The organism is Neobacillus sp. KR4-4, assembly GCF_042136325.1.
Classification (GTDB): domain Bacteria; phylum Bacillota; class Bacilli; order Bacillales; family Cytobacillaceae; genus Neobacillus.
In genome coordinates this window covers 60,603-84,824 of the sequence record NZ_JBHHJU010000025.1, presented here as the reverse complement: position 1 = coordinate 84,824, position 24,222 = coordinate 60,603, and the positions used below count along the sequence as shown (strand labels likewise).

24 protein-coding genes and 3 pseudogenes are annotated in these 24,222 nt (G+C 37.0%); 3 read left to right on the top strand and 24 right to left on the bottom strand.

The window, feature by feature from the left end; translation table 11 throughout:
* Positions 1-346: 346 nt before the first annotated feature.
* The 13 genes from ACE198_RS21395 to ACE198_RS21330 all read right to left on the bottom strand — a co-directional run bounded on the left by ACE198_RS21395 (position 347) and on the right by ACE198_RS21330 (position 12,767).
* The gene (locus tag ACE198_RS21395; RefSeq protein WP_375376960.1) at positions 347-880 is read right to left on the bottom strand and encodes a hypothetical protein; all 534 of its coding nucleotides are present in this window, start codon (positions 878-880) and stop codon (positions 347-349) included.
* A gap of 13 nt (positions 881-893) precedes the next feature.
* The gene (locus ACE198_RS21390; protein ID WP_375376959.1) at positions 894-1,157 is read right to left on the bottom strand and encodes a C40 family peptidase; all 264 of its coding nucleotides are present in this window, start codon (positions 1,155-1,157) and stop codon (positions 894-896) included.
* Positions 1,158-1,170: 13 nt separating this feature from the next.
* Positions 1,171-1,479, bottom strand: a complete 309-nt coding sequence (locus tag ACE198_RS21385; protein ID WP_375376958.1) for a lysozyme family protein — start codon at positions 1,477-1,479, stop codon at positions 1,171-1,173.
* Positions 1,460-1,930, bottom strand: a complete 471-nt coding sequence (locus ACE198_RS21380; RefSeq protein ID WP_375376957.1) for a lysozyme family protein — start codon at positions 1,928-1,930, stop codon at positions 1,460-1,462. The genes ACE198_RS21385 and ACE198_RS21380 overlap by 20 nt, the downstream gene beginning before the upstream one ends.
* A 321-nt stretch (positions 1,931-2,251) precedes the next feature.
* A complete protein-coding gene (locus ACE198_RS21375) occupies positions 2,252-3,958 on the bottom strand; it encodes a CD3337/EF1877 family mobilome membrane protein (RefSeq protein WP_375376956.1) in 1,707 nt (568 codons plus the stop codon).
* A gap of 11 nt (positions 3,959-3,969) precedes the next feature.
* Complete coding sequence (locus ACE198_RS21370) at positions 3,970-4,182, bottom strand: hypothetical protein (protein WP_375376955.1); 213 nt, start codon at positions 4,180-4,182, stop codon at positions 3,970-3,972.
* Between the two features lie 52 nt (positions 4,183-4,234).
* Positions 4,235-5,848: a hypothetical protein gene (locus tag ACE198_RS21365; RefSeq protein ID WP_483870561.1), complete on the bottom strand. Its 1,614-nt coding sequence runs from the start codon at positions 5,846-5,848 to the stop codon at positions 4,235-4,237.
* The gene (locus tag ACE198_RS21355) at positions 5,836-7,521 is read right to left on the bottom strand and encodes a DNRLRE domain-containing protein (RefSeq protein WP_375376953.1); all 1,686 of its coding nucleotides are present in this window, start codon (positions 7,519-7,521) and stop codon (positions 5,836-5,838) included. The genes ACE198_RS21365 and ACE198_RS21355 overlap by 13 nt, the downstream gene beginning before the upstream one ends.
* Before the next feature lie 684 nt (positions 7,522-8,205).
* Entirely contained in the window at positions 8,206-9,633 is a 1,428-nt protein-coding gene (locus ACE198_RS21350) for an ATP-binding protein (RefSeq protein ID WP_375376952.1), read from the bottom strand.
* A gap of 14 nt (positions 9,634-9,647) precedes the next feature.
* The gene (locus ACE198_RS21345; protein WP_375376951.1) at positions 9,648-10,844 is read right to left on the bottom strand and encodes a beta-ketoacyl-[acyl-carrier-protein] synthase family protein; all 1,197 of its coding nucleotides are present in this window, start codon (positions 10,842-10,844) and stop codon (positions 9,648-9,650) included.
* A 119-nt stretch (positions 10,845-10,963) separates the two neighbouring features.
* Positions 10,964-11,137 (bottom strand): aspartyl-phosphate phosphatase Spo0E family protein, encoded by a 174-nt coding sequence (locus ACE198_RS21340; RefSeq protein ID WP_375376950.1) that lies wholly within the window; start codon positions 11,135-11,137, stop codon positions 10,964-10,966.
* A gap of 929 nt (positions 11,138-12,066) precedes the next feature.
* On the bottom strand, positions 12,067-12,477 hold the full coding sequence (locus ACE198_RS21335) for a hypothetical protein (RefSeq protein WP_375376949.1): 411 nt from the start codon (positions 12,475-12,477) through the stop codon (positions 12,067-12,069).
* Between the two features lie 26 nt (positions 12,478-12,503).
* On the bottom strand, positions 12,504-12,767 hold the full coding sequence (locus tag ACE198_RS21330; RefSeq protein ID WP_375376948.1) for a hypothetical protein: 264 nt from the start codon (positions 12,765-12,767) through the stop codon (positions 12,504-12,506).
* A 302-nt stretch (positions 12,768-13,069) separates the two neighbouring features.
* On the opposite strand from ACE198_RS21330, the pseudogene ACE198_RS21325 reads away from it, so the two are divergent.
* Positions 13,070-14,010: pseudogene (locus ACE198_RS21325) on the top strand (IS4 family transposase); the annotation flags it as partial.
* Here the strand turns inward: ACE198_RS21325 and ACE198_RS21320 are convergent.
* The 6 genes and pseudogenes from ACE198_RS21320 to ACE198_RS21295 all read right to left on the bottom strand — a co-directional run bounded on the left by ACE198_RS21320 (position 13,932) and on the right by ACE198_RS21295 (position 17,547).
* Positions 13,932-14,342 carry a hypothetical protein gene (locus tag ACE198_RS21320; RefSeq protein WP_375376965.1) on the bottom strand — a complete coding sequence of 137 codons (411 nt, stop codon included), beginning with the start codon at positions 14,340-14,342 and terminating at the stop codon, positions 13,932-13,934. The pseudogene ACE198_RS21325 and the gene ACE198_RS21320 sit on opposite strands and share 79 nt — an antisense overlap.
* Positions 14,343-14,382: 40 nt before the next feature.
* Positions 14,383-14,544: pseudogene (locus tag ACE198_RS21315) on the bottom strand (transition state regulator Abh); the annotation flags it as partial.
* 29 nt (positions 14,545-14,573) lie between these two features.
* Positions 14,574-15,362 (bottom strand): DUF1444 domain-containing protein, encoded by a 789-nt coding sequence (locus ACE198_RS21310; RefSeq protein ID WP_375376963.1) that lies wholly within the window; start codon positions 15,360-15,362, stop codon positions 14,574-14,576.
* A gap of 147 nt (positions 15,363-15,509) precedes the next feature.
* Positions 15,510-15,848: pseudogene (locus ACE198_RS21305) on the bottom strand (thioredoxin family protein); the annotation flags it as partial.
* A gap of 58 nt (positions 15,849-15,906) precedes the next feature.
* Entirely contained in the window at positions 15,907-16,410 is a 504-nt protein-coding gene (locus ACE198_RS21300) for a DUF84 family protein (RefSeq protein ID WP_375376947.1), read from the bottom strand.
* Between the two features lie 63 nt (positions 16,411-16,473).
* Entirely contained in the window at positions 16,474-17,547 is a 1,074-nt protein-coding gene (locus ACE198_RS21295) for a M42 family metallopeptidase (RefSeq protein WP_098574553.1), read from the bottom strand.
* A 178-nt stretch (positions 17,548-17,725) separates the two neighbouring features.
* On the opposite strand from ACE198_RS21295, the gene ACE198_RS21290 reads away from it, so the two are divergent.
* On the top strand, positions 17,726-18,055 hold the full coding sequence (locus ACE198_RS21290; protein ID WP_375376946.1) for a PepSY domain-containing protein: 330 nt from the start codon (positions 17,726-17,728) through the stop codon (positions 18,053-18,055).
* Positions 18,056-18,096: 41 nt separating this feature from the next.
* On the opposite strand, the gene ACE198_RS21285 is transcribed toward ACE198_RS21290, so the two are convergent.
* Both ACE198_RS21285 and trmB read right to left on the bottom strand, forming a co-directional pair.
* Entirely contained in the window at positions 18,097-18,939 is an 843-nt protein-coding gene (locus tag ACE198_RS21285) for a YtnP family quorum-quenching lactonase (protein WP_098574555.1), read from the bottom strand.
* A gap of 97 nt (positions 18,940-19,036) precedes the next feature.
* A complete protein-coding gene (gene trmB / locus ACE198_RS21280) occupies positions 19,037-19,678 on the bottom strand; it encodes a tRNA (guanosine(46)-N7)-methyltransferase TrmB (protein WP_375376945.1) in 642 nt (213 codons plus the stop codon).
* A 166-nt stretch (positions 19,679-19,844) separates the two neighbouring features.
* Between trmB and ACE198_RS21275 the strand changes: the two genes are divergently transcribed.
* Entirely contained in the window at positions 19,845-20,123 is a 279-nt protein-coding gene (locus ACE198_RS21275) for a YtzH-like family protein (RefSeq protein WP_098574557.1), read from the top strand.
* Here ACE198_RS21275 and ACE198_RS21270 read toward each other — a convergent pair whose 3' ends face one another.
* The 3 genes from ACE198_RS21270 to ACE198_RS21260 form a co-directional block, all read right to left on the bottom strand.
* Entirely contained in the window at positions 20,124-20,897 is a 774-nt protein-coding gene (locus ACE198_RS21270; RefSeq protein WP_251460169.1) for a phosphotransferase family protein, read from the bottom strand. It abuts the gene before it with no gap.
* A gap of 217 nt (positions 20,898-21,114) precedes the next feature.
* Positions 21,115-23,247, bottom strand: coding sequence for a type I pullulanase (pulA, locus tag ACE198_RS21265; RefSeq protein ID WP_375376944.1), 2,133 nt, complete (start codon positions 23,245-23,247; stop codon positions 21,115-21,117).
* Positions 23,234-24,217 (bottom strand): diacylglycerol/lipid kinase family protein, encoded by a 984-nt coding sequence (locus tag ACE198_RS21260; RefSeq protein ID WP_375376943.1) that lies wholly within the window; start codon positions 24,215-24,217, stop codon positions 23,234-23,236. The genes pulA and ACE198_RS21260 overlap by 14 nt, the downstream gene beginning before the upstream one ends.
* Between the last annotated feature and the right edge of the window lie 5 nt (positions 24,218-24,222).

The window sequence follows — 24,222 nt, the reverse complement described above, 5'->3', positions numbered from 1 at the left end:
GATTAGGTGTTCGGTGTGGTAACCTCACTTTTAACCTAATTTCACGGGGGTGGCAAGTTTTTTGCATTTAAATCCCTTTAAATCAAGGATTATTAACTTTTTTAATATAAAAGTTTTGACAATACGTAAAACGATGGCGAGGGTCATATATGGAAAATTCATTGGTTATATGACCTTCGGGCTCTTTTCTGGAGTAACGAAAAAAGTCCAATCTCTCAATTTTAATGCTGAGAAATTGGGCTTTTTATTTTGAAATTTCCTTAGCTTTGTAAAAGTCGCGTTTTGCTGGTGGTACCACAACATGCCCATCCAGCCCTAGGATTTTTTGAAGGACTTTCAATTAAATTTATTCCCGACCTGTTAATTGACCGACAAATTCAACATCATTTATCTTCCAACCCTGCTCTTTAACATAGATCAGCGACGTTTTCACAATAACGGTTTCCGTATTTGAGACATTGTTAAATTCAGTTGTAAGTTTAAACTCATTAAAAAATTCAGCTTCAGTCTTTGAGGACTGATATTCAAAAGGTTTCAATCCGACCATTGAAGACTTAACCGATTGTTTAGATTTAGGGAGTTCCGTTCCGGAAGGATGGGTAGCATTAAAACCTTGATCGGTCATCAGTGGTTTGATTTTCTTATATCGTTCGGTAGTAGTTTGATAGGTGAAAATTTTTTCAAGGAACTTCCGATTCACGTCTAACGCATCTGTATTTTGAACAGAAGATAAGGTTTTCATCCGATCTTCATAATTTCTTTGATTCGCTTTTACTTCCTGCAACTGTGATCGTAAACCGAAAATATACATGATAATTAAAACAGCTGCAACAAAAACGAGCATGAGCAAAATGTAATTTTTCTTTTGATTTGGTTCCAAGATTTCCCCCCTATCACTGAATTCTTCTAAAACCTAAGAATGGATAAAGTTTCTTCCATTCTTCTACAGAAGAATAAGAGATTCCGTTGCCATTTGCATTAATGAACTTTCCATTTCCTACATACATTCCAACATGAGAAGCTCCTGGCTTGTAGGTTGAGAAGAAAACCAAATCACCAGGACTAATTTGATCTTCAGAAACGGGAATGGTTTTGTTGTATTGGGATTGAGCTGTACCAGTCATATCAATACCGATTTGACTAAAAGCATATTCCATTAGCCCTGAACAGTCAAACCCTCCAGCAGCCGGTGTTCTCCCCCCCCCACACATAAGGCTGGCCGAGGAATTTTTTCATAAAATTATGGACCTTTTCCACATCAAAACGTTGGGTACCATCCCCTACAACAACTACTTTTCCATCTCCTGAATGATAATAGCGAAGCACATGCTCAACATAGTCAACATCACCGTATCGGGGCCAACCGTTCTTGGCAGCCATCAATTGACTAAATTGGATGGCTACTTCTTTGGAGTATCCCCCATGTTCTAGAGCGAACGGAATAAATCCACTTCCCATGTTATAAGATTGAAGCGCCAATTTTGGGTCTCCTTGGGCTTTCTTCATCACTTCCGCAAAAATATTTGACACCAATTTTAATAGACAATTCGGGATCTGTGATCGCTCCTGGTGGTAAACCGATAGATTCGGAGGATTGCATCACATCTAACTGTCTTCCTCCTGACTCTTGTTGGATAAGGGCCATGATAAGCCCCACATACTCATCAACCCCATATTCCCCTGCATAATTCCTTATAAGGGGTTCATATCGCAATACCTCAGCTGATATTTTCGCAGTTCCTCCAGCTTTTTCTCCTGACATCCCCGATTCAAATTGATTCTCTCCACCTAAACTAATTGAAATAAATAAGGCAAAACCGAAAATAGATGTGAGGAGAAGAAGAATACCTGCAATAATCCAAGTAAGAGGGTTTTTAAGAACGGCTACAGTTCCAGCAACTCTTGCCCCTTTCTTCAAAACACCTTGCATAGGATCTCCTTTCTAAAAGCAATTCTGACGCAATGAAACAGAACACCGTTCATAAAACTAAATGTGATTGTGTCAAAATGCTTTTCTCCAACATCATTTTCGTGGTTTAGCGCTTGGGTTTCTACTTTCTGATCTCTTGACATTTTCAGTAGGTGGATTGGCATTTCGCGATTTAATCTGTTGTTGCGCTTCCCATTGAGTGAGATATTTGTCCGATTCTCTTGAAGCTGCTACTTCATTTTTACTATCCATTCTTCCTGACGGACTACGGTGAGAGGAAGGTTTAACCTCTTCGTTTTTTCTAGCTTCTCGATTGGAATTTCAAGCCGACTGACTAGAATTACTACTCTTACTAGCCTCTTCACCTTTTCCACTTTTGTAATCATCTAAATGCACAATACCAGCATTTCGTGAAGCTGATCGCGGGGCTGCTCCTGCTGCCAATGCCGCGACTGCATTTTTCCCACCTTTGCCAGCAGCTTGTTGTCCTTGATTGTTGCCTGTGACTTGTTTTTGTGGGGTATTCTCTCCCCATGCATTTCGGTGTTTGGATCGGGTTCCACTCGATACTATACCAGGTGTAGCAGTTGAAGCCGTTTTCTGTCCTGCTCCTTCTTCACCTGATGGAAACCCTTCTTGACGTTTTTTATTCTGATGAGTTTTATAAGCTTGCCCCACCATTCTTTTTGCCCCTTTGAACCCTTTATCGCCAGCGTCACCCATTTTACTAAAGGAGTTTGTTGTCGCTCTCTCGACGACTTGTTGACCTTGTATCATCCCCGCTGAAGCAACTTCGAATAGTTCCGAACGATATTTAAATAAACCCCACATGGTAATACAGATCAAGAAGACGACAAATGCATAGCCTTCTACTCCATTCGTGACTTTGACCGATTCATAAAGTAAGCTAACAATTCCCGTAATGACAGCGATTAAAAGCACCAATCCTGCTTTCATCAGTAAGACGCCTACGATTTTTTTTCCGTGGTTTAACGCACTTTCACTGTAAGAAGGGATTAACGAAAGAACAAGTGGAATTCCTGTGAAGATCACTAAGGCTAGGAACCATACTTGAAGCAAAAACTTAAAGATTCCTAACAATAAAACAGGAATCGAAAGAGCAATAGTGGAAATGATCGTAACGATTAAATACCCAAATCGTTCACCACTAAAATCCGGTGTCATTTGCTTGTTACCATTCTTTGCTTCATCGGTTACGACCTCGCTCCTTTTTGCTTTACCCTCTTCTATATAAGGCTTAATTTCCAAAAGTTTATCTACCCGGTTTGGATCCTCACTTACAATGTCCGCTTCTTTTGTAGATCCATAATTTAATAGTAAATACGGACGCTTAACCATGAGGTTAAACAACTGATTGTCTAATACCGCCATTCCCTCTTTGGGATTATATGCTGCGTTGCTGTCAAATCCATCAGAACTAACAAGAACGTTTACCGAGCTGGCAATCCCTTCAAGCTCCGCCCCTCTGTCATTCAGCCATTTGATATTTCCTGTTGCATCAGAATAAAACCAAAAGGTGAGAACCAGGATAGCCAAAGCACCAACAATTGCCTTTACTGCATGACCGACTTGTTGATTGACAAAATAACGCCATGCTGCAGCTCCTCCTACAAAAATGACAAACAAGGGTAAGAAAGTCCCTGACATAATTTCATAGATTCGTTGACTCATAATGCCTGCTTCGCTTGCAATGATACTAATTAAATCGAAAGACATAAGCTGATCAATAGAATAAAGGGTAAAGCTAGCAACTGTTTTATTAAACCCCCACATTCCTTGATTAATGGCATGTAAGGCATTATCACCAGTATCTTTAAGACCGTCCCCAATATTCGCCTCCATCCTGTAATGTTCGAAAGGATATTCCTTACTTTCCAATGTCACACGGCCAACGGTTACTTCTTTTTTCTGAATAGTTGGTGAGATATCATCCGCAAGTGAAGCTGTTGGCATAAGGAGAAAAAGTAACGCAAAACATATCCCGATTCCCCGTTTCAGGAATTTCATCCAATCCCTCCTTATTTACAGTGGATACAAGCTTCCCTTTTAAAACTTTTTCTTATTTCCTCTGGATCTACATCTCTACTTTTTTCTATATCAATTTTTAATTCTCCATTTTTTTCACGAACAACATAACTGCCTTCTACTTTGTTTCCCTTTTCAGGATTTGTATAGTTAAATAAGCTGTTATACCATTCGTTCTTTTTATCATAATAAACTTCAATTTTCATATCCTCGTACTTAAGACTATTGCTTCTAGCAGGACTATCTTTATGAATTTCGTTAATCGACTGTACTGTCTGTATAATTAATTGCAATTTGCAATAAATAATGGCCTCCCGCAGGATCCGCTCCTTCTTGATAAGACCACCCGGATAACGTCATTTTGGTAGTGGCATCTCCCGAAAGTAAAATCCTCTGAGTCAAAAATTTATTCTTCCCTTTTTCTCCACTGAGTTTAAAGGAATTATTGCCGACGTACACTCGTGTATCATTACTATCCGTCTTTTGATAACGGCCATCTGCTGGAGTAAAATTGCCACTTGTAGACCAATTTAATGGTATCGGATCTGTGGGGCTGCTATATCGTTCAAAGCTGGAATTTTCAATAAGGTTATAGGCGCTGACAACATTCCCTTTTTCAATTTGGAGCGCATCAAAGTAAGCCGTTCCTTGCCCTGCATCTAATGTAGCGGATACTCTTATTGTTGCAGTACCTGTTGGAATATTTAAAATAATCGTCTGTAATCGCGTCCAATCATGCGTTCCGGTTAACCCATAGGAGCTTCTTTGACCTAGCCAAGCGTTTGAAGCATCAAAGAATTCGACTTTGAGATAAGCTTTTCCAGTAGTCGCTGCCGTTTTAACATATCCGCTAAATACATATGTTTCTTGAGCAGTGAAATTGAAGGTCTGATACACAATGGCCCAGCCGGTTGGATTTGAAATGCTAACCGATCGATTGCCAAATTTAGCTGTAGATGCCCAAGCAAATTGGGCAGTGGTTCCATATTGGACCGCTTGCGTCCAATAATCAGGCCATGTAGTCCCAAACTCAAAGCTAGAGTTCTGAAAGAGATTATCTGATACAGATAAAGGATTTGTATGATAAAGAAGATTGCCAACTGAATCGTATCTCTTTGAAACCGATTGCACATAAGGATCAATCGATTCTGTTTCATTATTTTTCACATCATAATCATACAGCTCTACATTCTGATTGAAGTCTTGTTCTTTTATCAGATTGTTTTGATTATCAAATGAATAATATGCTTGTTCGTTTTCGGGTAATTTTTCAGATGTTACATTCCCTTGATCATCGTACTCATATATGTACGATGAATTCTTAGGATCCTGCAATTGGACGACTTCATTATTGTCACTATATCTGAATATTGTCGTTTTTTTATTCGCTGGATCTGTAATGTTTTCGATGATTTGGGTGACTCTGCCCAAGGAATCATAGCTGAAGTCTGTTCGTTGGGTGACATTGTTATATTTAGTAGTCCAGTTATTGGGTGGATCATAGCTAAAAGTACTAACACTCTCTGTGACTGTGCCTTCGATCGTAATAGGGCGGCTTACTTTACTTACTCTGCTGGATACATCGTAGGTAAAGGAGGTCGTAATATTTCGGCCATCTTTCCTGCTAGTTAGCCTCCCTATACTGTCATACCCAAAATTTTTTGTAATATTTTTCGCATTTGTATACGAAATTAAATATCCATTTACATCCTGTGAATATCGATATAACCGGTTTTCAAATGTAATCGTTGAGACAAATCCATTACTCCCATAAGATATACTTAATGCGCGACCTGAAGCATCTTGAATGGTTTGTAATTGATCGGAGGGATTATAAGTAAATGTGGTGACGTTGCCATTTAGATCTGAAATCGATTGAATGCGTCCTTTATTATTAAAGGTAATCTTTGTCGTTTGATCTGTAAGAGTAAGGATAAGGTCCCGTCTAATTGTCTAGATAAATTCAAATAAATCCCACTTTGAGCGATATAGCCACCATCGACTGATTCTCCAAAGAAGTGTCTAGTTCCATCATTATCGATATAGACAACAGGACCTGATACCCCGTAGATTAGCCGAGCATCAAAATTACTAGACCATCCATACCCAAATACCCCCTTTTCAACGGTATTTCGACTATTGTAAGTTCTTTCTACAGTTAGTGGAATACCACGGCCAGGAACGTCAAAATCAGCTTCTGTCAATATTAAATTCCCATTACTTGGATTGATTCCATCCTCTGTTCGATGCCAAAAATCTTCGAGGCCAATCGGATCGACTTCATAAGTAATCGAAATTTTTGGTACATAAGACGCTGTATTTTCCTTTGTTGTAAAGGACGCCCATGGTGCCGTACTTTCATCCCTATTTTTTAGCATCAGCCCATAATTGGATTGGACACCATTATACCAATCTTGTGTCAATTTTGTGATGTACCATACCCAGAACGCATTGGAAGTATTGGGCGCTAAACTTGATTCTGCAGTAGCTGCAGCCGAAGGCTGAGTGTCCCAAGTTACAGCATCGCCCCAGGATGAATTAAGTCGATACAAATCCACAGTTGTATTCGATACGCCAGTGTTCGTTTGATATGCTTGGAAGGTAGCTGTTGTAATTCGGCTATTACTCGGCAGTGGGGGCAGAGCAAATCGAATTAAAGAACGAGTAACCCCGTAGGATGGAGTCATGCCTGTATGCATATACATACTACTTGAATAAGAGGATTGGGGATAGCGATTGGAAATAAACGTGTCTCGAATTAATAAAGTAGATTGAAGGGAAGGGTCAATCGTGACAGGGTAGCTTCTACTAGGATTATTTAAATAGCTGGTATCAAGGCTAATATCAATAAACGTTCGATTGCCCTCTTTACGAATATTAAAATTGGCATTATCCGAATAGATACCATTCGAATCAATCATTCTAGGCTTTTCGAGAATCCACAGTAGGTCTCCAAATTGAGAGGAAATAGTGATATTGCCATTCGCCAACAAACTTGCTGATAAATTTGCTGGTATTTTCAGCTCAAAGGAATATTGACTTTGACCCGTAGGTGCTTTTAAAATGAGGGATTCTTTTATCTTATCATTAGTCACTACATAAGATAAATCAACTTGTGGAAGGATATCAGGATAAATGATTTGATCATTATTAATCACCGATTTTACTTTTCGCGCTCCAACTAGTAGCATATCAAAATTGTATCCTTGCTTTTGTACAGAAACTAATTTGCTTATATCTGATTCTTCTGCGAATATCGACTTAAATTCATTCGCAGTGTTGATAAATTTATCGGGAGCTAGAGGACTCTTCTTTAGGGTATTATCAATCCTTTTCCATTTTTTATCACTGATATCTTGGTAGAAAATTGGCTGATTGTAAATTTCCTCTGTAAAACTACCATCAGGATTGATAAACCGGGTGGAGTTCCGTGTTCTCTTATTTGTTAATTCCATTTTTGTTTTTGGTTTCTTTTCAGGAAGTTCCCCAATGTCAGGTATGATATCATATGTTTCAATTTTCCTTTGGGCTTCACCTAGTAACATTATATCCCCTCCAAATGTCCAAATCCTTTCCATATTTATTCTGTGAGCTAGAAAAATATTCAATATCATTTTCCAAAATCAATAAGGATTTCTTAATTCATTAAGGACTCCTCATAAGTCATTATTTTTTTGTAAATGATCTATTTTAATTAGAAAGTTTTTACTACCCTTCTTCAACAATCAGGGAAATCTTTATTTACTCTCTTACTCAACAAAATGGTCCTTTAATGGAGCAACATACTGGAATTTACCAACTTCGACAATCATAATGACGGAGCTACAGTTCGTCTTAAGTGCTACAACGTTTGTGTCACTAGACAATGCTAATATTAAGGATTTTTAAATGTTATGATATCGTTTTTTACAGAGACTACTTTCCATCCTTTCCCCACAAACTTTCTTATATACAATATTTATGCGATGATAAAAGAAAAGAGGTAAAATAACAAAGTTACTTTACCCCTTCAAGAAAAACTCTTTTTATACGATTCCAATTTTTCCATGTAATAAAGCGTTGCCGTACCAAAAACACCCCTTTGTGTTCAGGAAATCTTATTATTATAATATAAATTCAATTAGCCTCAAGGACTGAACTTCTTTTATCGCCTCTTTAACTTTTTCCTTCCCCGCTCCATGTTCATCCTTACCAGAGAAAAAGATCTAATTTTCATTCTGAATCCGTTCTTAAAGACTACTAAAAGAATACTGAGGTAAAATAATTTGGATATGAGTTCCTTTTGAACTACTATCCATCACTTTTATATCTCCTCGATGTTCAAGAATGATGTTTTTTACAAATGGTAATCCTAAACCTAATCCCTCAGTTTTAGAAGTCGTAAAAGGATCAAAAATACTATTCCAATTGTCCGCAGGTATTCCTATTCCGGTATCAATAATATTAATAAAAATTCTATCCACTTGAATATCAGTAGAAAACATGATATTTCTTATGGAACCTTCCTTCGGAAAAGCCTCCGAACTATTTTTGATTAAATTGACAAATACCTGCTTTAAGTACGCGTGGTTGGCATAGGTTTTTAATGTTGAATATTTTTTGTCAAAAAAAACTTCTACGGCATTTCTTTGCAAAAACTCTTCTGATATTTCAATGGATTGTTCAATAATTTCATTCAGATCCACCATTTTGAAATCAATGGATTTGTACTTTAATAATTTTGTGTAATTACTAATTAAGTCTTCCATTTGATTAGAAGCATTTTGAATCATTACGTTCATCCTTTTACCTTCAGAAGGAAGTTGTGATTCTCCTAATAATTTCGAATAGCCGTTAATAATTTGTAGAGTATTTTTCACTTCATGTACTAAACTAGCAGTAAGACTACCTGCATTATCTAGTTTCTTCTGACGTTCCATTAAACGATTATAGTTTACAGTCAACATCGTATTCAGTTTAACAAAGGAAAAAACAATAATAACGGAAAAGATGATGGTCCCTAAACTGCTAAATAAGGCTCCTGTCCCAGGTATAAAATTTAATAAACCAAAAATAAATAGTAACAAGCTACAATAAGAAAAGGTTCCTAAAAAATTTTTTAAATAGAGGTTTTGAATTTGTCTAGAAATAATATAAGTAAAAATAATTAGAATTAAGAAACTACTAGTATGAAATAGGTACAAAAATTGCAGCGGTCCATATTCCGGAAAATAGAAATAAAGATCTGCATTAACAATTTTAACCTCTTTCACTCCGATGATTCCGAATCTTGTCATATTTATTAGATAGACAATAAAGCTCCATACGACTAGATAAAACAACACTTTAGGATTAAAAATAGAAAATTGAAACTTATAAAAAGATTGATTTTTAATGTTGGAGGTATGTTTATTGATTAGAACATACGCTAAATAAAATACAAGAGGAATCATAAAAGTTGGCCCGATCCTAAAAAACCTAAAAAGCCAAGTAATTAACTCTTCTGAAAGTACACCTTTTAAATATAAAACGGCAATGTCTAATTGCCAAAAACTGATGGAGAGCATATAAAGAAATAAAGCAAATGCTAATTCCGAACCTTTATATATTATTAAAACCGAAATCGCTAACACTATCGGAATAATACCAATAATAGCGATCAAAAATGCGATGATCAATGTTTTTCACCACTCTATTGATATCTCTTTATATAGGCACAGGCATTATTCCCTCCATGACCATGAGTAGTGACCGCTACCTCATTTATTTCTTGAAATAAGGTTGTCGTCACAATATTCATTTCTTCGAACCCTTTTTTGTTTGTTCGAATGGTTGGTGGGATAAATCCATGATTAATACTTAATAAGGACGTTATAACTTGTAGGATTCCAGTAGCTCCATAAGGATTTCCAATCATGCTTTTAATGGACGTATAAGGAACATCATGGTTGAATAGCTCCTCGGAGCAACGCTTTTCGATTTTATCGTTTACTTGAATTCCTAATGCCTGACTATTAATATAGTTAGGTTTTCTATTCCTTAGTACTTCTTTCAAGGCACTAACCATTTGATCGCCAGTTTCATCTAAAGAGTATAAGTAAACACCGTCATTATTGGAGACCACATTCTCAATTTCACCCAAAATAGGAATAGATCTTTGTAATGCATGTTCCTCTCTTTCCAAGATGACAACCCCTGAGGCTTCCGAAATGGCAAAACCCTTACTGTTTTCACTAAAAGGAACGGCCCCCTCTTGTAACGATTGATTCAAAGCAATTGATTTTGTTTTGGCAAATCCATATGTCGCCATTTTATCAATCAAGCTATCCGTTCCACCAACTATCGCTACATCAATCATACCACATTTTAAGTATGCGATTGCGTCCTGAATGGCTTCTAAACTGGATGTACAGCCGGTAGTAATCGTTTTCGTGATACCTTTAGCTCCTAAATAATGGGCTATGGCTGAGGTGATACTATGACAATTTACATAATGAGAAAAGGTGATAGGAATTTCTCGATAATTGGAATGATGAACATTAATGATAGACTCCTGGTAAATTTTTTCACCAACAGAACCTAAAGAAGTGCCAAAGAAGACACCTACTTTTTTATCTTGCTGATTAATCAATTTAGCTTGATCAAGTGCCTCTTTGCCTGCCGCCATCCCCATAAGGGTAACCTTTGGAAATCTTTTGAAGCGTTTATCAGATTCAAACTCATGTAGACCTTCGTTTATTTTTCCAACCAGTGATTCCTCGCCTTTAGGCGACAGATTAGATACTACCTCTAAACAATTAATTCCATTTTCTAAATTATATAAGAATTGTTCAATATTATTTGTTTTTGGTCCCTTGACCCCATAACCCGTTACGACTATTTTCTCCATTCCCATTACCCTTCCAATAGAAAAATATATGAATATAATTATTTTTCTATTATTATACTAAAAATAGTAAAATAGTCATATATGATTTCGCCTGGAAAAATGATCCTTTATTAATGCTTTTAATAAAATAATGGAAACGAAATTTTTGCCTTTTGATAAAGCAAAATTTTCTCGTCTAATTTTTGGCTAACTTTTAATATTTCACCCAAAGAATATTTATTTGTTTCTCTCCCTAATTTATATAATTCAGAACGCAGGTCCTTAATTTCCTGTTCTAGTACTAATACATCCAATTAATAATCCTCCAAAAATGGTAAATAGTCCTATACTATAATAACATAACAACCTATTGCATTTACTTTTTTTAACATAATTAGAGTATGTTTGGGATGTTGTAACAAAATGAAAATACCTCTCATTGTATAGGTTTATCTGAATAGTCAAGACTTCCGTTTTCCTTCCCTTATATTTGAGGTTATCATAAACTTCTTTATCAAATGTAAAGACAAAAAAAGAAAATATAATCATTTAAAAATATATATTATTAGTTACTGAATTCGTACTATTTTGTCTCAATTCTGATACATAAAAATCTAAACTACATGAACATGAGACAAAAAACTCTAAACTAACGGAAAAATCCCAGCGAAGTGTTAGAAATTGCATACAAATTGAAATATTCTGCAATATGGGCGCAAGCGCTATAATAATCCAGTGCAACAGCAACTGCTGCACCAACCATATATGATAGTTTTTTTGCACCCCAAACCTTAAGTCTACTTACTATAGTTTTGGTAAATATTCTTGCAGCCTCCTTTTTTCCTTTTTTAATAATATAAGCTTGGATACCTCCTGATGTCCCTCTAGCAAGCGCCCCTAGGAGTGGAGTACATTAAAAACTGCACCAGCAAATTTCACACCAATTTTAACAGAATAATTTCCACTTGGATCTACAAAAGATATCGGATTATCATTTGCATATATACATATTTTGAGTTAAAGGTGAAATGCAAAAATAATCCTAAATAAAGACAATGTATTCTTTCCTCAGCTGTAAATTTAGCCATAAAAAAACCCCTGTAAACGTTAGAATCGTGCCTAACATTTACGGGGCAGTTCAATTTACTCTCGTAAAATTTCACAGGCTTTTTAGTTTAGAGAAGGGTTTTGTCCCAGCTTCGAAATAGACAATATCAATCTAAATATTTTTAATTGGAGCTACTTATATTAAAAAAGCTGGTTGTACATCAATATATTTAATATTGTTTTCTATTAAGATTCTATATAGTCTCTGAGAAATAATTACCCATTTTCCTTGAGTTATTGGCGGTGAGCCAAACCAATTTAAGGTGAAATACATGTCCAATTCCTTCCAAGAATCTTTTTCAAAATATAGAGGTGTCTGACAAAGAAATTTCCCATAAAATCCACATTTGTTGCATTTTTTCTCTATTTCAACAATAGAAGGTTCAACTACCTCACCTATACCTATTTCTAATTGCAGATGATAAAAATCTTTAATTACCTCATGTGTATCAATATCATAAATACTTGAAAATTTAATTCCAGTGACATTCTCACTGATTAAAATATTCTTTAACCTTTTAGAAACTATTATTTCTATATCACCCATAAATGTGGTACAAATATCGTACTTCATTATATTTTTATATTTAACAAAAAGTTCATTGATCTGAAGATATCAACCGGGAAGTACCCCTTTTCGCTAGCCTGTTTCTCTGGAAAAAGAAATTCCTCCAACCATCGATTGGTCATGGTATCATTCAAGCTTTCTATCCCAAGCTTCTTGGCACGCCGAATGACCTCGGCAACTGTATTCCTAGAGTGACCGGCACTAGAACTGATTGTTCTTTGACTGATCTCATCAAAATACAGTTCAAGGATTTTACGACAATTAACCACAAAAAAACCTCCTGTATAATATTGTCATGCATTTTTGCATGCATTTTATATTATACAAGAGGTTATTTGATTTATCGTGCCACTCTTACTCCGCAGATGGTGGCTCACTCTTCAGCACTGACCGGCTCAAAACTCCGCACATGCGGCTCAATTCATATGCAATAATCATCAGAAGTTAGGGAATAACCAAATGCTGCTGGTATTGCTAGAGATAATGCTAAGATAATTTTTTTCATAGTTCCAAACTCCTTCCAAAAAGTAAAATTTTTTATTTTTTGGAAATTATAGGTGTAATTGGTTCGATGGATTTATTATTTATAGGTATACTTTCCCCACAAGCTCTCCAACAGCATGCTAAAGAAGTAGGTTTTGTCCAAAGGACGAGTAAGTATCAAGCCAAGGATTTAATTGCCTTGTGTGTATGGTTAAGTCAAAAAGTAGCGAGTACTTCCTTGAATCAGATATGTAGTTCTTTAGAATCTACAACGGGAGTCTTGATAAGTCCTGAAGGACTCAACCAACGATTTAATCCTTCGGCTGTCAAGCTTTTACAACATGTATTCACTTCCTTGCTTACTCAAAAACTATATTCCTCCTAAGTTCTTCCTCATCGTTATGTTACTCAGTTTCAGTGAATACGAATCTTGGATTCTACGACCTTTCAACTTCCAGATGTGCTTGCCTCAACTTATCAAGGCTCTGGAGGGAGTAGCCATACTGCTGGTGTAAAGATTCAATTAGAATATGATCTTCTCAGTGGCCAATTCATGCATGTTCAATCAGGACCAGGTAAACAAAATGATCGAACCTACAGTTCTACTTGCTTACAAACAGTAAAAACTGGTGATTTATGCATACGTGATTTAGGTTATTTCGACTTAAAGATCTTCATCAAATGGACGAGAATGGGGCCTATTACACTTCTCGCTTAAAATTAAACAATCGTATTTACCTAAGGAATCCTGATCCTGAATTCTTTAAAAACGGAACAGTCAAAAAGCAAACTGAGTATATTCAATTGGACTTAGAAAAAATCATGCATCAATTGAAGCCGGGCCAGACCTATGAAATCTCTGAAGGTTACATCGGACAGTATCGAAAGTTGCCGTCTAGAGTTATTTTCCATCGACTTACGGAAGAGCAAACCAGGAAAAGGTGGGAAAATCAGGAACTAAAGGAGAAAAAGAAAGGGATTGTTATGAAAGAACGGAGTAAACGATTAAGTGCGATGAATGTTTCAGTAATCGCCTTTCTTCCAAATGAACGATTTAATTGTTGAGTTAGAATTTGATCTCTTTTTTCTACAACATCATTCATTTTATTTTCGAAAGCCTGAAACATCATTTCCCTTTCTTTCTTGATGGTTTCCTTAACTGCTTTCTGTACAATGTCATTTAGTTCTCGCGTTGATAAACGCATTTTATCTGTATAAACGCTTGGCGTTTTTAAGGAGTTTTTATTCTCTGAATCCATTGATACGACTGCTTTTGTGGCGTCTACAAAGGGGACTAAATTTATCAGTGATTTTTTCAATTCTCTCAACGCCTTAAAATCGCGTTCAAATAAATAATTCAAGTAAAAAACTCCAACACCTTATCAGGGATTGAAGTTTTTATTACGCTAATTGGAATGATTGTTGAATTTCTTTTAATAATTTTTCTGCACCTTCGCGAGAAAGGATTAATTTACCCTCAGCAAGAAGTAAATTTTTATCAGAAACTTCACCAGTTACGACACAAGTCATATTTGGTTTATATTTTTTCAAGAGAATCTGATCTCCGAATGTGATCCTTCATCTATGTTTAATTATTTGTTTTTTCCTAAAATAAAAATGGGTTCTAATTCACCATTTTCATATAAAAATGATAAAGCTGTTATTGGCACATGACCGTTTGCAAAAAAGCTCATGGCCATCTGTGCCATCACATCATATCCTCGATCATTACGAATATCAGCAATAATTAACACATCCTGGTGTGGAACAGCTAGCACCATTGTCCCCGTCATCTTCTTTTGGAATTCATTTAAGAACACCTTATTTAAGATCCGGCTCGCATCGTATCCATCATTTGTGTTTAAAAAGTAAAAGCTATTACCTGCAACTTGATCCTCTTTTAGGGGAGTAGAAAGGGATCTGGCATTAAATAAAGCAATTTCCTTAATTCTGTTTGCTTCCCAGCCCTCTTTTGCCATAATACGAGAGTCGATTAACCGATAGGTGTTACCTTGGTCATAGGCATAATAAATTTTTGTTTCAGCTGTGTGCTCGTCAATTAAAAATGGCACCCCCTCTTCTGCCTCCTTTGGGAAGGATGAGGAGCGAATGACGGGGAAGATTTTCCTCTCATGATCGGTTAACTGAACTGTGTCTTCCATCGCACGAAGTCCTTCTTCAATATAATAAACGACTTCATCGATGGCTTTCTCCTTTTCGATATGCCATTTGGCAATAATCCCTGGTAAAGCGACTGTTATTCCTTTTCCTGACTCTTTGCTTTCAAAGCGCAATTGGTCCTTCTCTCGGTCATAGGTAATCACCCGATCTTTACGAGCCAGGCGTCTCTCTAATTCGGTTTTCATTTTTCTGCTATCCATTTTCATTTTAAATTCCTCCATTTTAGGAGCTGCTTTTCTATTTTACATGAAAAACCCTCCATCTCAAAGTGATGGAGAGTTCTAAATAATTTTGGTTCGGCTAAAACTTGTATGTTGATTTCTGCTCCAATCAACAGAGTACAAAAATTATTTTAAACCTGAGATAAAGTTTTCTATTTCTTCTTGTGTCTTTCGGTCTTTGCTTACGAATCGGCCTAGTTCATTTCCGTCTTCGAATGCGATAAAGCTTGGGATTCCGAAGACATCTAATTGTTGGCATATATCAATATACTCATCTCGATCAACATGAATAAATGTATACTCATTAAATTTTGATTCTATTTCTGGTAAAATCGGCTCAATAATTCGACAATCTGGACACCAGCCTGCTGAAAACATGAAAATTGTTTTTCCATGATCGCGCAGCTGTTCAAATTGCTCAACTGACTCTAAATTCTTCAAATTCAACGCCTCCGTTAGAATCTTTTGCTCATTTTCATGGCTATCTTTTTAAATCATAGCAGTAGACTACTTTTCAGTCCAATCATCTGCCCCTTTTGTATTGTCCCACTAACAGGTTCATAACATGAGTGAACATTTCAGAGCGATTTACCATTCCGTTAGTAAAAATACCAACTGCTCCCTCTTGTTTGCTTACATTTTTACTGTTCGCATAATCTTCCATAACTGGTCCGAGTTCTTCACCCGCCCTTAATCGGACCGCAACTTCTTCCGGAAGTGGGATCCTTGCCCCGCCGGCAATAATCGGTTCTCCATCATTGGCTGCAAGTGCTCCCCAGTTACATATAAATAATCCGTAACTGGTTTCTTGTACACCTCCTTCAAGTCCAATCCCAATATCACCATTTCCTAGGTTTAAAGCACCTTTTGCCCGATTAATAGCACCTTTAATTGTTTCCTCATCGGAAAACGGCTGCTCATTAACACCTGATGGGATGTCTAAGTCAACAAACTCATGGTCCTCAGTAAAACTATTTTTCACCGCACTAATTTTAGCAGGATTCTTTGACCCAATGATAATTTTCATGATGATATTTACTCCTTTTAACAAAGTAAAGGGAGCATAAAAATGCCCCCCTAAAAAGGTAACCTAACTGTTAGCTTTAATCGTATCAACCGTTGTTTTGTCACACGCTTTGACTAGTTTAACAATTAGTTCTTTCGCAGCTGCATAATCATCCACATGAACGATTGAGGCATGGGTATGAATATAACGTGAGCATATTCCAATAACCGCACTAGGAATACCTTCATTTGATTGATGAACCCGGCCGGCATCTGTTCCTCCCTGCGAAACAAAATATTGGTAGGGAATTTTATTCGTTTCAGCTGTATCGAGGACAAACTCTCTCATCCCGCGATGCGTGACCATTGTCCGGTCAAGAATGCGAAGCAATGCCCCTTTACCTAATTGGCCAAACTCATTCTTATCACCCGTCATATCATTTGCCGGACTTGCATCAAGTGCAAAAAAGATATCCGGGTTTATCATATTTGCAGCAGTTTGGGCACCACGTAAACCAACCTCTTCTTGAACCGTTGCCCCTGAAAATAGTGTATTTGGTAAAGTCTCATCTTTTAATTCCTGCAGTAACTCGATAGCTAAACCACAACCATAGCGGTTATCCCATGCTTTGGCTAATATTTTTTTCGGATTGGCCATTGGTGTAAATGGACAAATTGGCAGAATTGCCTGACCTGGCTTAATCCCTATCCGTTTGGCATCCTCACGATTATCTGCGCCGATATCTATCAGCATATTTTTAATTTCCATTGGTTTATTACGCTTTGCATCGTCTAAAAGATGTGGAGGTATCGAACCAACGACACCAATGACTGGACCATTATTGGTCATCACTTGAACACGCTGAGCAAGAATTACTTGACTCCACCAGCCGCCAAGAGGCTGAAAGCGAAGCATGCCATTTTCCGTAATCGCCGTCACCATGAAGCCTACTTCATCCATATGACCTGCAACCATGACCGTCGGGCCTGTCTCTTCTCCTCTTTTCATGCCAAAAATACTGCCCAGATTATCTTGAACAAGCTCATCTGCGTATTGAGATAATTGTTCTCTCATAAATTTTCTGACCAAATGTTCATTTCCGGGAGCACCGGGAAGTTCTGTTAGTGTTTGAAAAAGTTTTAAGGTTTGATCGTTCATTTTTTGAGCTCCTTTAGGTTTCTCAGGTTTAATTATGTATATTATAATTTTACAGAACTTTGAGTTCTCTTTCCATCAATTGAATTTAATATTTGTAATAGTATGTTCCTTTCCCTAAATACGATATACTGAGAAGAGAATCCTATCTTTTCCAAATTTTATCCTTGGGAGGTCCTTTATGAATTGGAAGTCATTTCTCCTCGGTACAGCGGTCGGGTTGATTAGCGGGTACGCTGCCAAAGAAATCATTTATGGTAGAACAAATGTATCGCCCGAAAAAGTATTAGAACAAGTAAAAAAGCAATTTACTAAGAATGGACCAATCAATGGTTCATGGATACATATGGAAGCAGAGCCGTATGAAAAACAGCACATCGATTACCTCGTCTATAAAGGCGGTATTTCTAAAAACAATAATGGGACAACAGAGCAATTCGAATTCATTGCCGATGCCCAAACTGGTACCCTTTTGGATATTCGGTCTTTGTCCAACGAACTGGTTTCATAGTAAAAATAGCCGTACCTGAATGGTTACGGCTATTTTTTTACTTAATTTTCTCTTTTAATACTTTCAACAATTTGCTTTCCTTCTGTATCCCATTTCACTGCCCGGTAAAAAGCATCATGATAAAAACTAAACCATGCGTGATTCCGTAATCCGTATGGAAGCCATTTTTCCTTTGCTGCAATCGAAGTCATCGGATAGTCGTCATAAGCCATCACCCATAACACTGGTTGATGGGCATGAGTTGCCATCAGATCAGCCATATGAATCAACATTTCTCCCCGATCCTCTATAATAAGGATGGAATGTCCGTTACTATGACCGCTGGTATGAACCAAGGTCAGCGCCCCTAAGTTCCATTTTTCTTCAAAAGGAACTACCTGCGATTCAATCGCTTCCCAGTTTTCTTTCCAATATGTATTTTTCGAGCGAATATTAGGGTTACGCATTTCATCCCATTCTACCTGTGAAGTAATGATTTTTGCATTGGGAAAGGCTGAAACGTATCGTCCATTTTCTAGTTTTGTCAAGCCGCCTGCATGGTCAAAATGCAAATGAGTCATCAAGACGTAGTCGATATCTTCTGGATGGAAACCTAACTTAGCTAAAGATTCATCCAACTCTGATTCTTTCGTTACACCGAAATTTCTTAATTGTTTTTCTGATAATTTCCCTTTACCAATTCCTGTTTCAACTAAGAAATTTTTTCCATCCATTTGAATGAACATCGGATCCGTTGGTAATTCAATTTGATTTCTTTCATTGGAGGGATATTTCTTCGACCACATTCCTTTCGGTACAACCCCAAACATAGCCCCGCCATCTAAATTTGTTACTCCTCCTGATAACCAGGTTAGTGTCACACCACCAACTTTTACTGTTTCCAATCCTTCTGCCCCCTTTGCCCATTTTCTATATATTAACATTTTGTATATACTTGAAGAAATAAAAAGAACAGCTCATTAATGAACTGTCCTTAAAAAGTTAGTTTTGATATTTTACTTCACAGCGATAAATACGGCTTCCTTTTTCTGAAAATTTCTCTTCATACTCTGTCATGATGTTACCTTCATAATCACTTTTATGAAGATCTAGACTGATGTACTTTAATAACAATCCATACTCTGAAAAGCTAATTAAGGAATGTTCAAATAAGCCTTGATTGTCTGTTTTAAAATGGATTTCACCACCATCAACCATAATATCCTCATAAAGCTTTAGGAAGTCCTTATATGTTAATCTTCTTTTTCTATGACGATACTTTGGCCATGGATCAGAGAAGTTTAAGTAGACCTGGTCCACATCATTTTTGGCAAAATATTTCGGCAAATCCACTGCATTTACATTAAGAAGCCTTAGATTCGGTAAATCCGCTTCAATTAATCGTTCTAAAGCAGTAATGATGACACTGTCGTATAATTCAATACCAATATAATTAATTGATGGATTCGTTCTTGCCATTTCCGTAATAAATTGACCTTTGCCTGTACCCACCTCAATATGCAGCGGCTGATCGTTAGTAAATACTTCATGCCATTTTCCTTTATATTCTTCAGGATTGGCAACAATATATTGTGGATGCTGCTCTATTTTTTCCTTTGCCCAAGGTTTATGTCTAACTCTCATTTATGACACTCCTAATAATAATTTTGTTCGTTACATATATCATGCACCATTTTTCAGTACAAGTTTAACTTAATGGAAAATAAGATCATGAATAAACAAAAAAAGAATTCACAACCTAACAGTGTGAATTCTTGTTTTTAAATAACACTTGAGAGGGTGTCCATTCATGCCATTAAGTCATGATGACCAAGTCACTTTATTAAAAGATATATTAAACAATCATCAAACCGATTGCTGTGGGTCCGTTGCGGAATGTGAACAATTAGAGCGATTGGTGAAATCTCTAATGGTAAACACCGAGGTGGATCAAAATGTTAAGAATATCTTACAGGAAGTATATCAATACAGCCACCATGGAGTTGGTACTGCTGATTTGGATCAACATATTTTATCTAACCAAGCAAACTTATCAAGCTGGGTAAGTAATATTGACCAATTTTCCTGATTAGAGGATTTCACCCAAGAACTTTATCCATTTGTTCATTTCTTCCAAGCGATTTTTATTTTTATACCATTGAATTGAAGAAAGCGTCTGAATGGTAACATACCATTTCATTCGTAACTTTAGGTTATCGGTCAGCTCTTTGCCGTACATGCCTAACCAATCCTGCCAATTCTCTTTTGGAATATACCAATATAGGAGCAATCCTAGGTCAATGGCGGGGTCGGCGATCATTGCCCCGTCCCAATCAATCAAATACAACTGGTTGTCTTCTGCAAGCAGCCAGTTGTTATGGTTAACATCACCATGACAAACCACTTTCTCATCGCAATAGACATTTAATGCTTCCTTTTTTAAAAAGCTCATTGCATTTTGCACTTCAGGCAAGGAAAGTATCTGCTCATCTAACTCATTTACCACCGATTTCAATATAGGCTCTGGATGTAATGGAGAAGTCTCTATCCGGCTTAACATTCCCAGCATTGGCTCTGAGCAATGAATCTTCTTCAGCAGTCTTGCCACAAGTTCTTGATTCATTTCTGACGGCTTTAGTTCTCTGCCGGGAAGCCACTGCTGTGCAGTAATTACATCTCCACTTTCCAACCTTTTTGTCCAAACAAGCTTTGGGACAATACCTTCTGCTGAGAGTACAGCAAGGAACGGAGACGAATTCCGCTTCAAAAAAAGCCTTTGGTCTTGATATTTTGCATAAAAGGCTTCACCTGTTTTGCCTCCAGCAGGGGTAATTTCCCACTCTTGTCCTAGTATATGATCCAAAATTGCTCACCTTCAATTTATGCCGTTCTTATGGGCTTATTCCTCTATATTTAGAGGTATAACCTGCGTTGCCGGAAGGTCTTATATTACCACAGTTTCATCAACAGCTTTTATTTTTTTGAAATAAAAAAAAAGCTATTGAAACCATTGCACACAATAGCCATCTTATTAAATTTTATCTCGGATTACCTTTTTTCGTCAAGTATATCTGCAGAAACTATTTTTTTAGCAAAACATTTATGGAGACTGACTCAATACTCAATTCTTTCCTATACATATTCCGCCCGGCAGTAATCCCTGCGTTTACATCATCAACTAAGACCGTCCAATCCCCGTCAGGTAACGTTATATTGTGCTCTTTCGTGGTGGGATTGATTAGTAAAATTAGTTCATTATCCCCTATAAACCTATATCCTAACAGTGGTGAAGCTAATAGCATTTGGCGGATATTTGATCGGATTTCTGCAGAAGTTCTCATTCGGAAACAAGAAAATTTCTTACGTACTTGAATAAGTCCTTTTACATATTCTACATTATCTTTATATATAATTTTTCTTTCCCAGTCCAGTTGATTGATTTCATCAGAGGAACGATAACTATTCCCCTCCCCCTTTTTTGTTCGAAAGAACTCTTGGCCACTGTGTAGAAAGGGGACTCCCTGGGACAACAAAACAATCGCTGTAGCGAGCCGATGATACTTTATTCGTAACGAATCATCAGCATCGGGGAGACATGCTTGAAGTTTATCCCACATCGTGTGGTTATCATGACATTCTACATAATTTAATGATTGAAAAGGTTCATTAAATGTACCCGGCCCGTGTTTAGTAAAACCGATGCTCCCAGTTATCACTTCATTAGCTGCCTCGAGGTAATGGTCATTACCTAAGGCAAAGCCTTTATCAAATAAGTTAAATGAACTTCCCTTTATAGAATCACGAAATTTATCATTGAATTGAGCAATACGTGGCATTTTTGCCTGATTTCCAATTGTTGCTTTCTGCTCTGCTGGAAGTGGTGTATTGAGGTTCCAGCCTTCACCGATGATGATCGTCCCTGTTGAATGCCTATCGCAAACTTTCCTTACCTCTTTCATGGTCTCCACATCCAAGATCCCCATTAAATCAAAGCGGAACCCATCGATATGATATTCTTCCAACCAATATTGAATGGAATCCACAATATATTTTCTGACCATTTTGCGTTCTGAAGCAATATCATTTCCTACTCCCGTACCATTTGAAGGAAGTCCGATCTCGTTATGACGAAAATAATACCCGGGAACCACCTTTTCAAAGGATGAGGTCTCACGAACATATACATGATTATATACGACGTCCATGATTACTCTAAGACCAAGACTATGAACTTGATCAATTAACTGCTTTAATTCGATGATTCTTGAATATGGATTGGCAGGATTCGTTGAATAGCTTCCTTCAGGGGCATTGAAATGAAGAGGATTGTATCCCCAATTATATTCCTTATTTCGATGCAGTTCATCCACACCAGCAAAATCATGGAAAGGAAGGAATTCAATATGGGTAACACCTAAGTCTTTAATATACGCTAACCCCGTGGGTTCCCCATCCATTCCTTTTGTATTTTGCTCACCGGCACCTAGATAAAGTCCCTTATCCTTTACACCACTTTTTGGATGAATCGTTAAGTCCCTTATGTGGGTCTCATATATAATGGCATCCACTGGATTTTCAATTTTAGGTAAGTTAGGACGCGTTCGCTGGGTTTCGTCAAATCTTACAATCACTCCAAGTTCTCCATTAACGGTCACAGCTTTAGCATAAGGATCCACAGCCTCACGCCATTCTTGATTGACTAAGATTAGAAAACTATATTGATAGAGCTCTAAATCACGGTTAACAGCTACGGTCCAAATGCCGTGATCTTCTCGTTTCATTTTTACAATTTCTGAAAAAGTACTATTAGATGGACGTAACTTTAATTTAACCTGGGTAGCGGTGGGTGCCCAAAGCTTAAACCGGGTTAGCCCCGGTTGGAAGGTAACACCGAGATCCTTTCCGTCATAATAAAATTTCTCGTCAAATTCCTCTGTTCGAATCACGGCACCAATTTGGAGGTCAGTTTTCCCTCCATGCTCATCGATAATCACATATTGTTTTTCAAAGGAATACTCTTTTGAAAATTCGCAAATATATTTCATTTTATTATCTATTTGTCTCTTCTCGATGATTTTCAATGGATGTTCTTGAAAATCACTTGTAATCGAAAAGGAGGATGACAATCCGTGATGATAGGAAAGAGGTAGAAGAATCGTAATGATCTTCATCTCATCTAGATAGGCGAAGAAATTTCGGTCAGTAGCAATCATTCGAGTCCCTCTCTTTCATCTCCACTTCTTTCGGATGACTTCTTCTTGTTAACACTTCCAGAGCGCTTACTTGAAGATCTATCTTAAATGGTGTAAATCCAATATGCTCTCCATCTGCATGAACAAAAAGTTTTGTTGGAGAATGGATGGACACACTCCTGCCCGTATAAGTTTGCACTTCTTTAAAATGGGTGTGTTTTCCCCAAAATACACTTATAAAAACAAGCAGCAGTTTCCATCGTGATAATTGATGGACCACGGTAATGTCAAAAAGGCCATCATCTGGTTCAGCATTAGGGGCAATTTTCATCCCACCGCCATAATAGGGTTGATTCGAAACAGTTACAAACCATGTCTGTTCAAATATATGCTTTTTCCCGTCAATTGATAAATCAATTGTAGTGGTTTTATAAGTAAATAATTTTTTTAACAAAAAATAAACATAAACCATTCTACCCATCGAGAATTTATTTAATATGGATTTCATCCGGGATTGATTTACTTCATAGGAAATGAGGGCATCAAATCCAGCACCCATGTTATTAATAAAAAAGCGCTCATTTGATTCAGCCAATTTAATTTTCCCGATATCGATTGACAAACCCTTTTGTTTTGCCAGACGGAGTATTACTGCTATGGCTTCAACAGGATCAACAGGAATTTGAAAACCTCTAGAAAAGTCATTTCCAGACCCACCAGGAATAAATCCTAGTGTAATTTTATTATCGTTGACTGCCCCATTCATCACCTCGTGCATCGTTCCATCACCACCCACAGCAATAACAATCTTTTGCTCAGAAGTCTTTTGCACAATTTGCGTGGCAAGAATCTTTGCATGTCCAGGGTATTCAGTAAAAAATGCAAGGTAATTTACATGGTTAGCTTTTAGTTCGTGCTCCACTCTTTCCCAAATCTTAAAGCAATGACCATTGCCAGCATTGGGATTAATAATAAAGTATACTTGTTTCATACTAC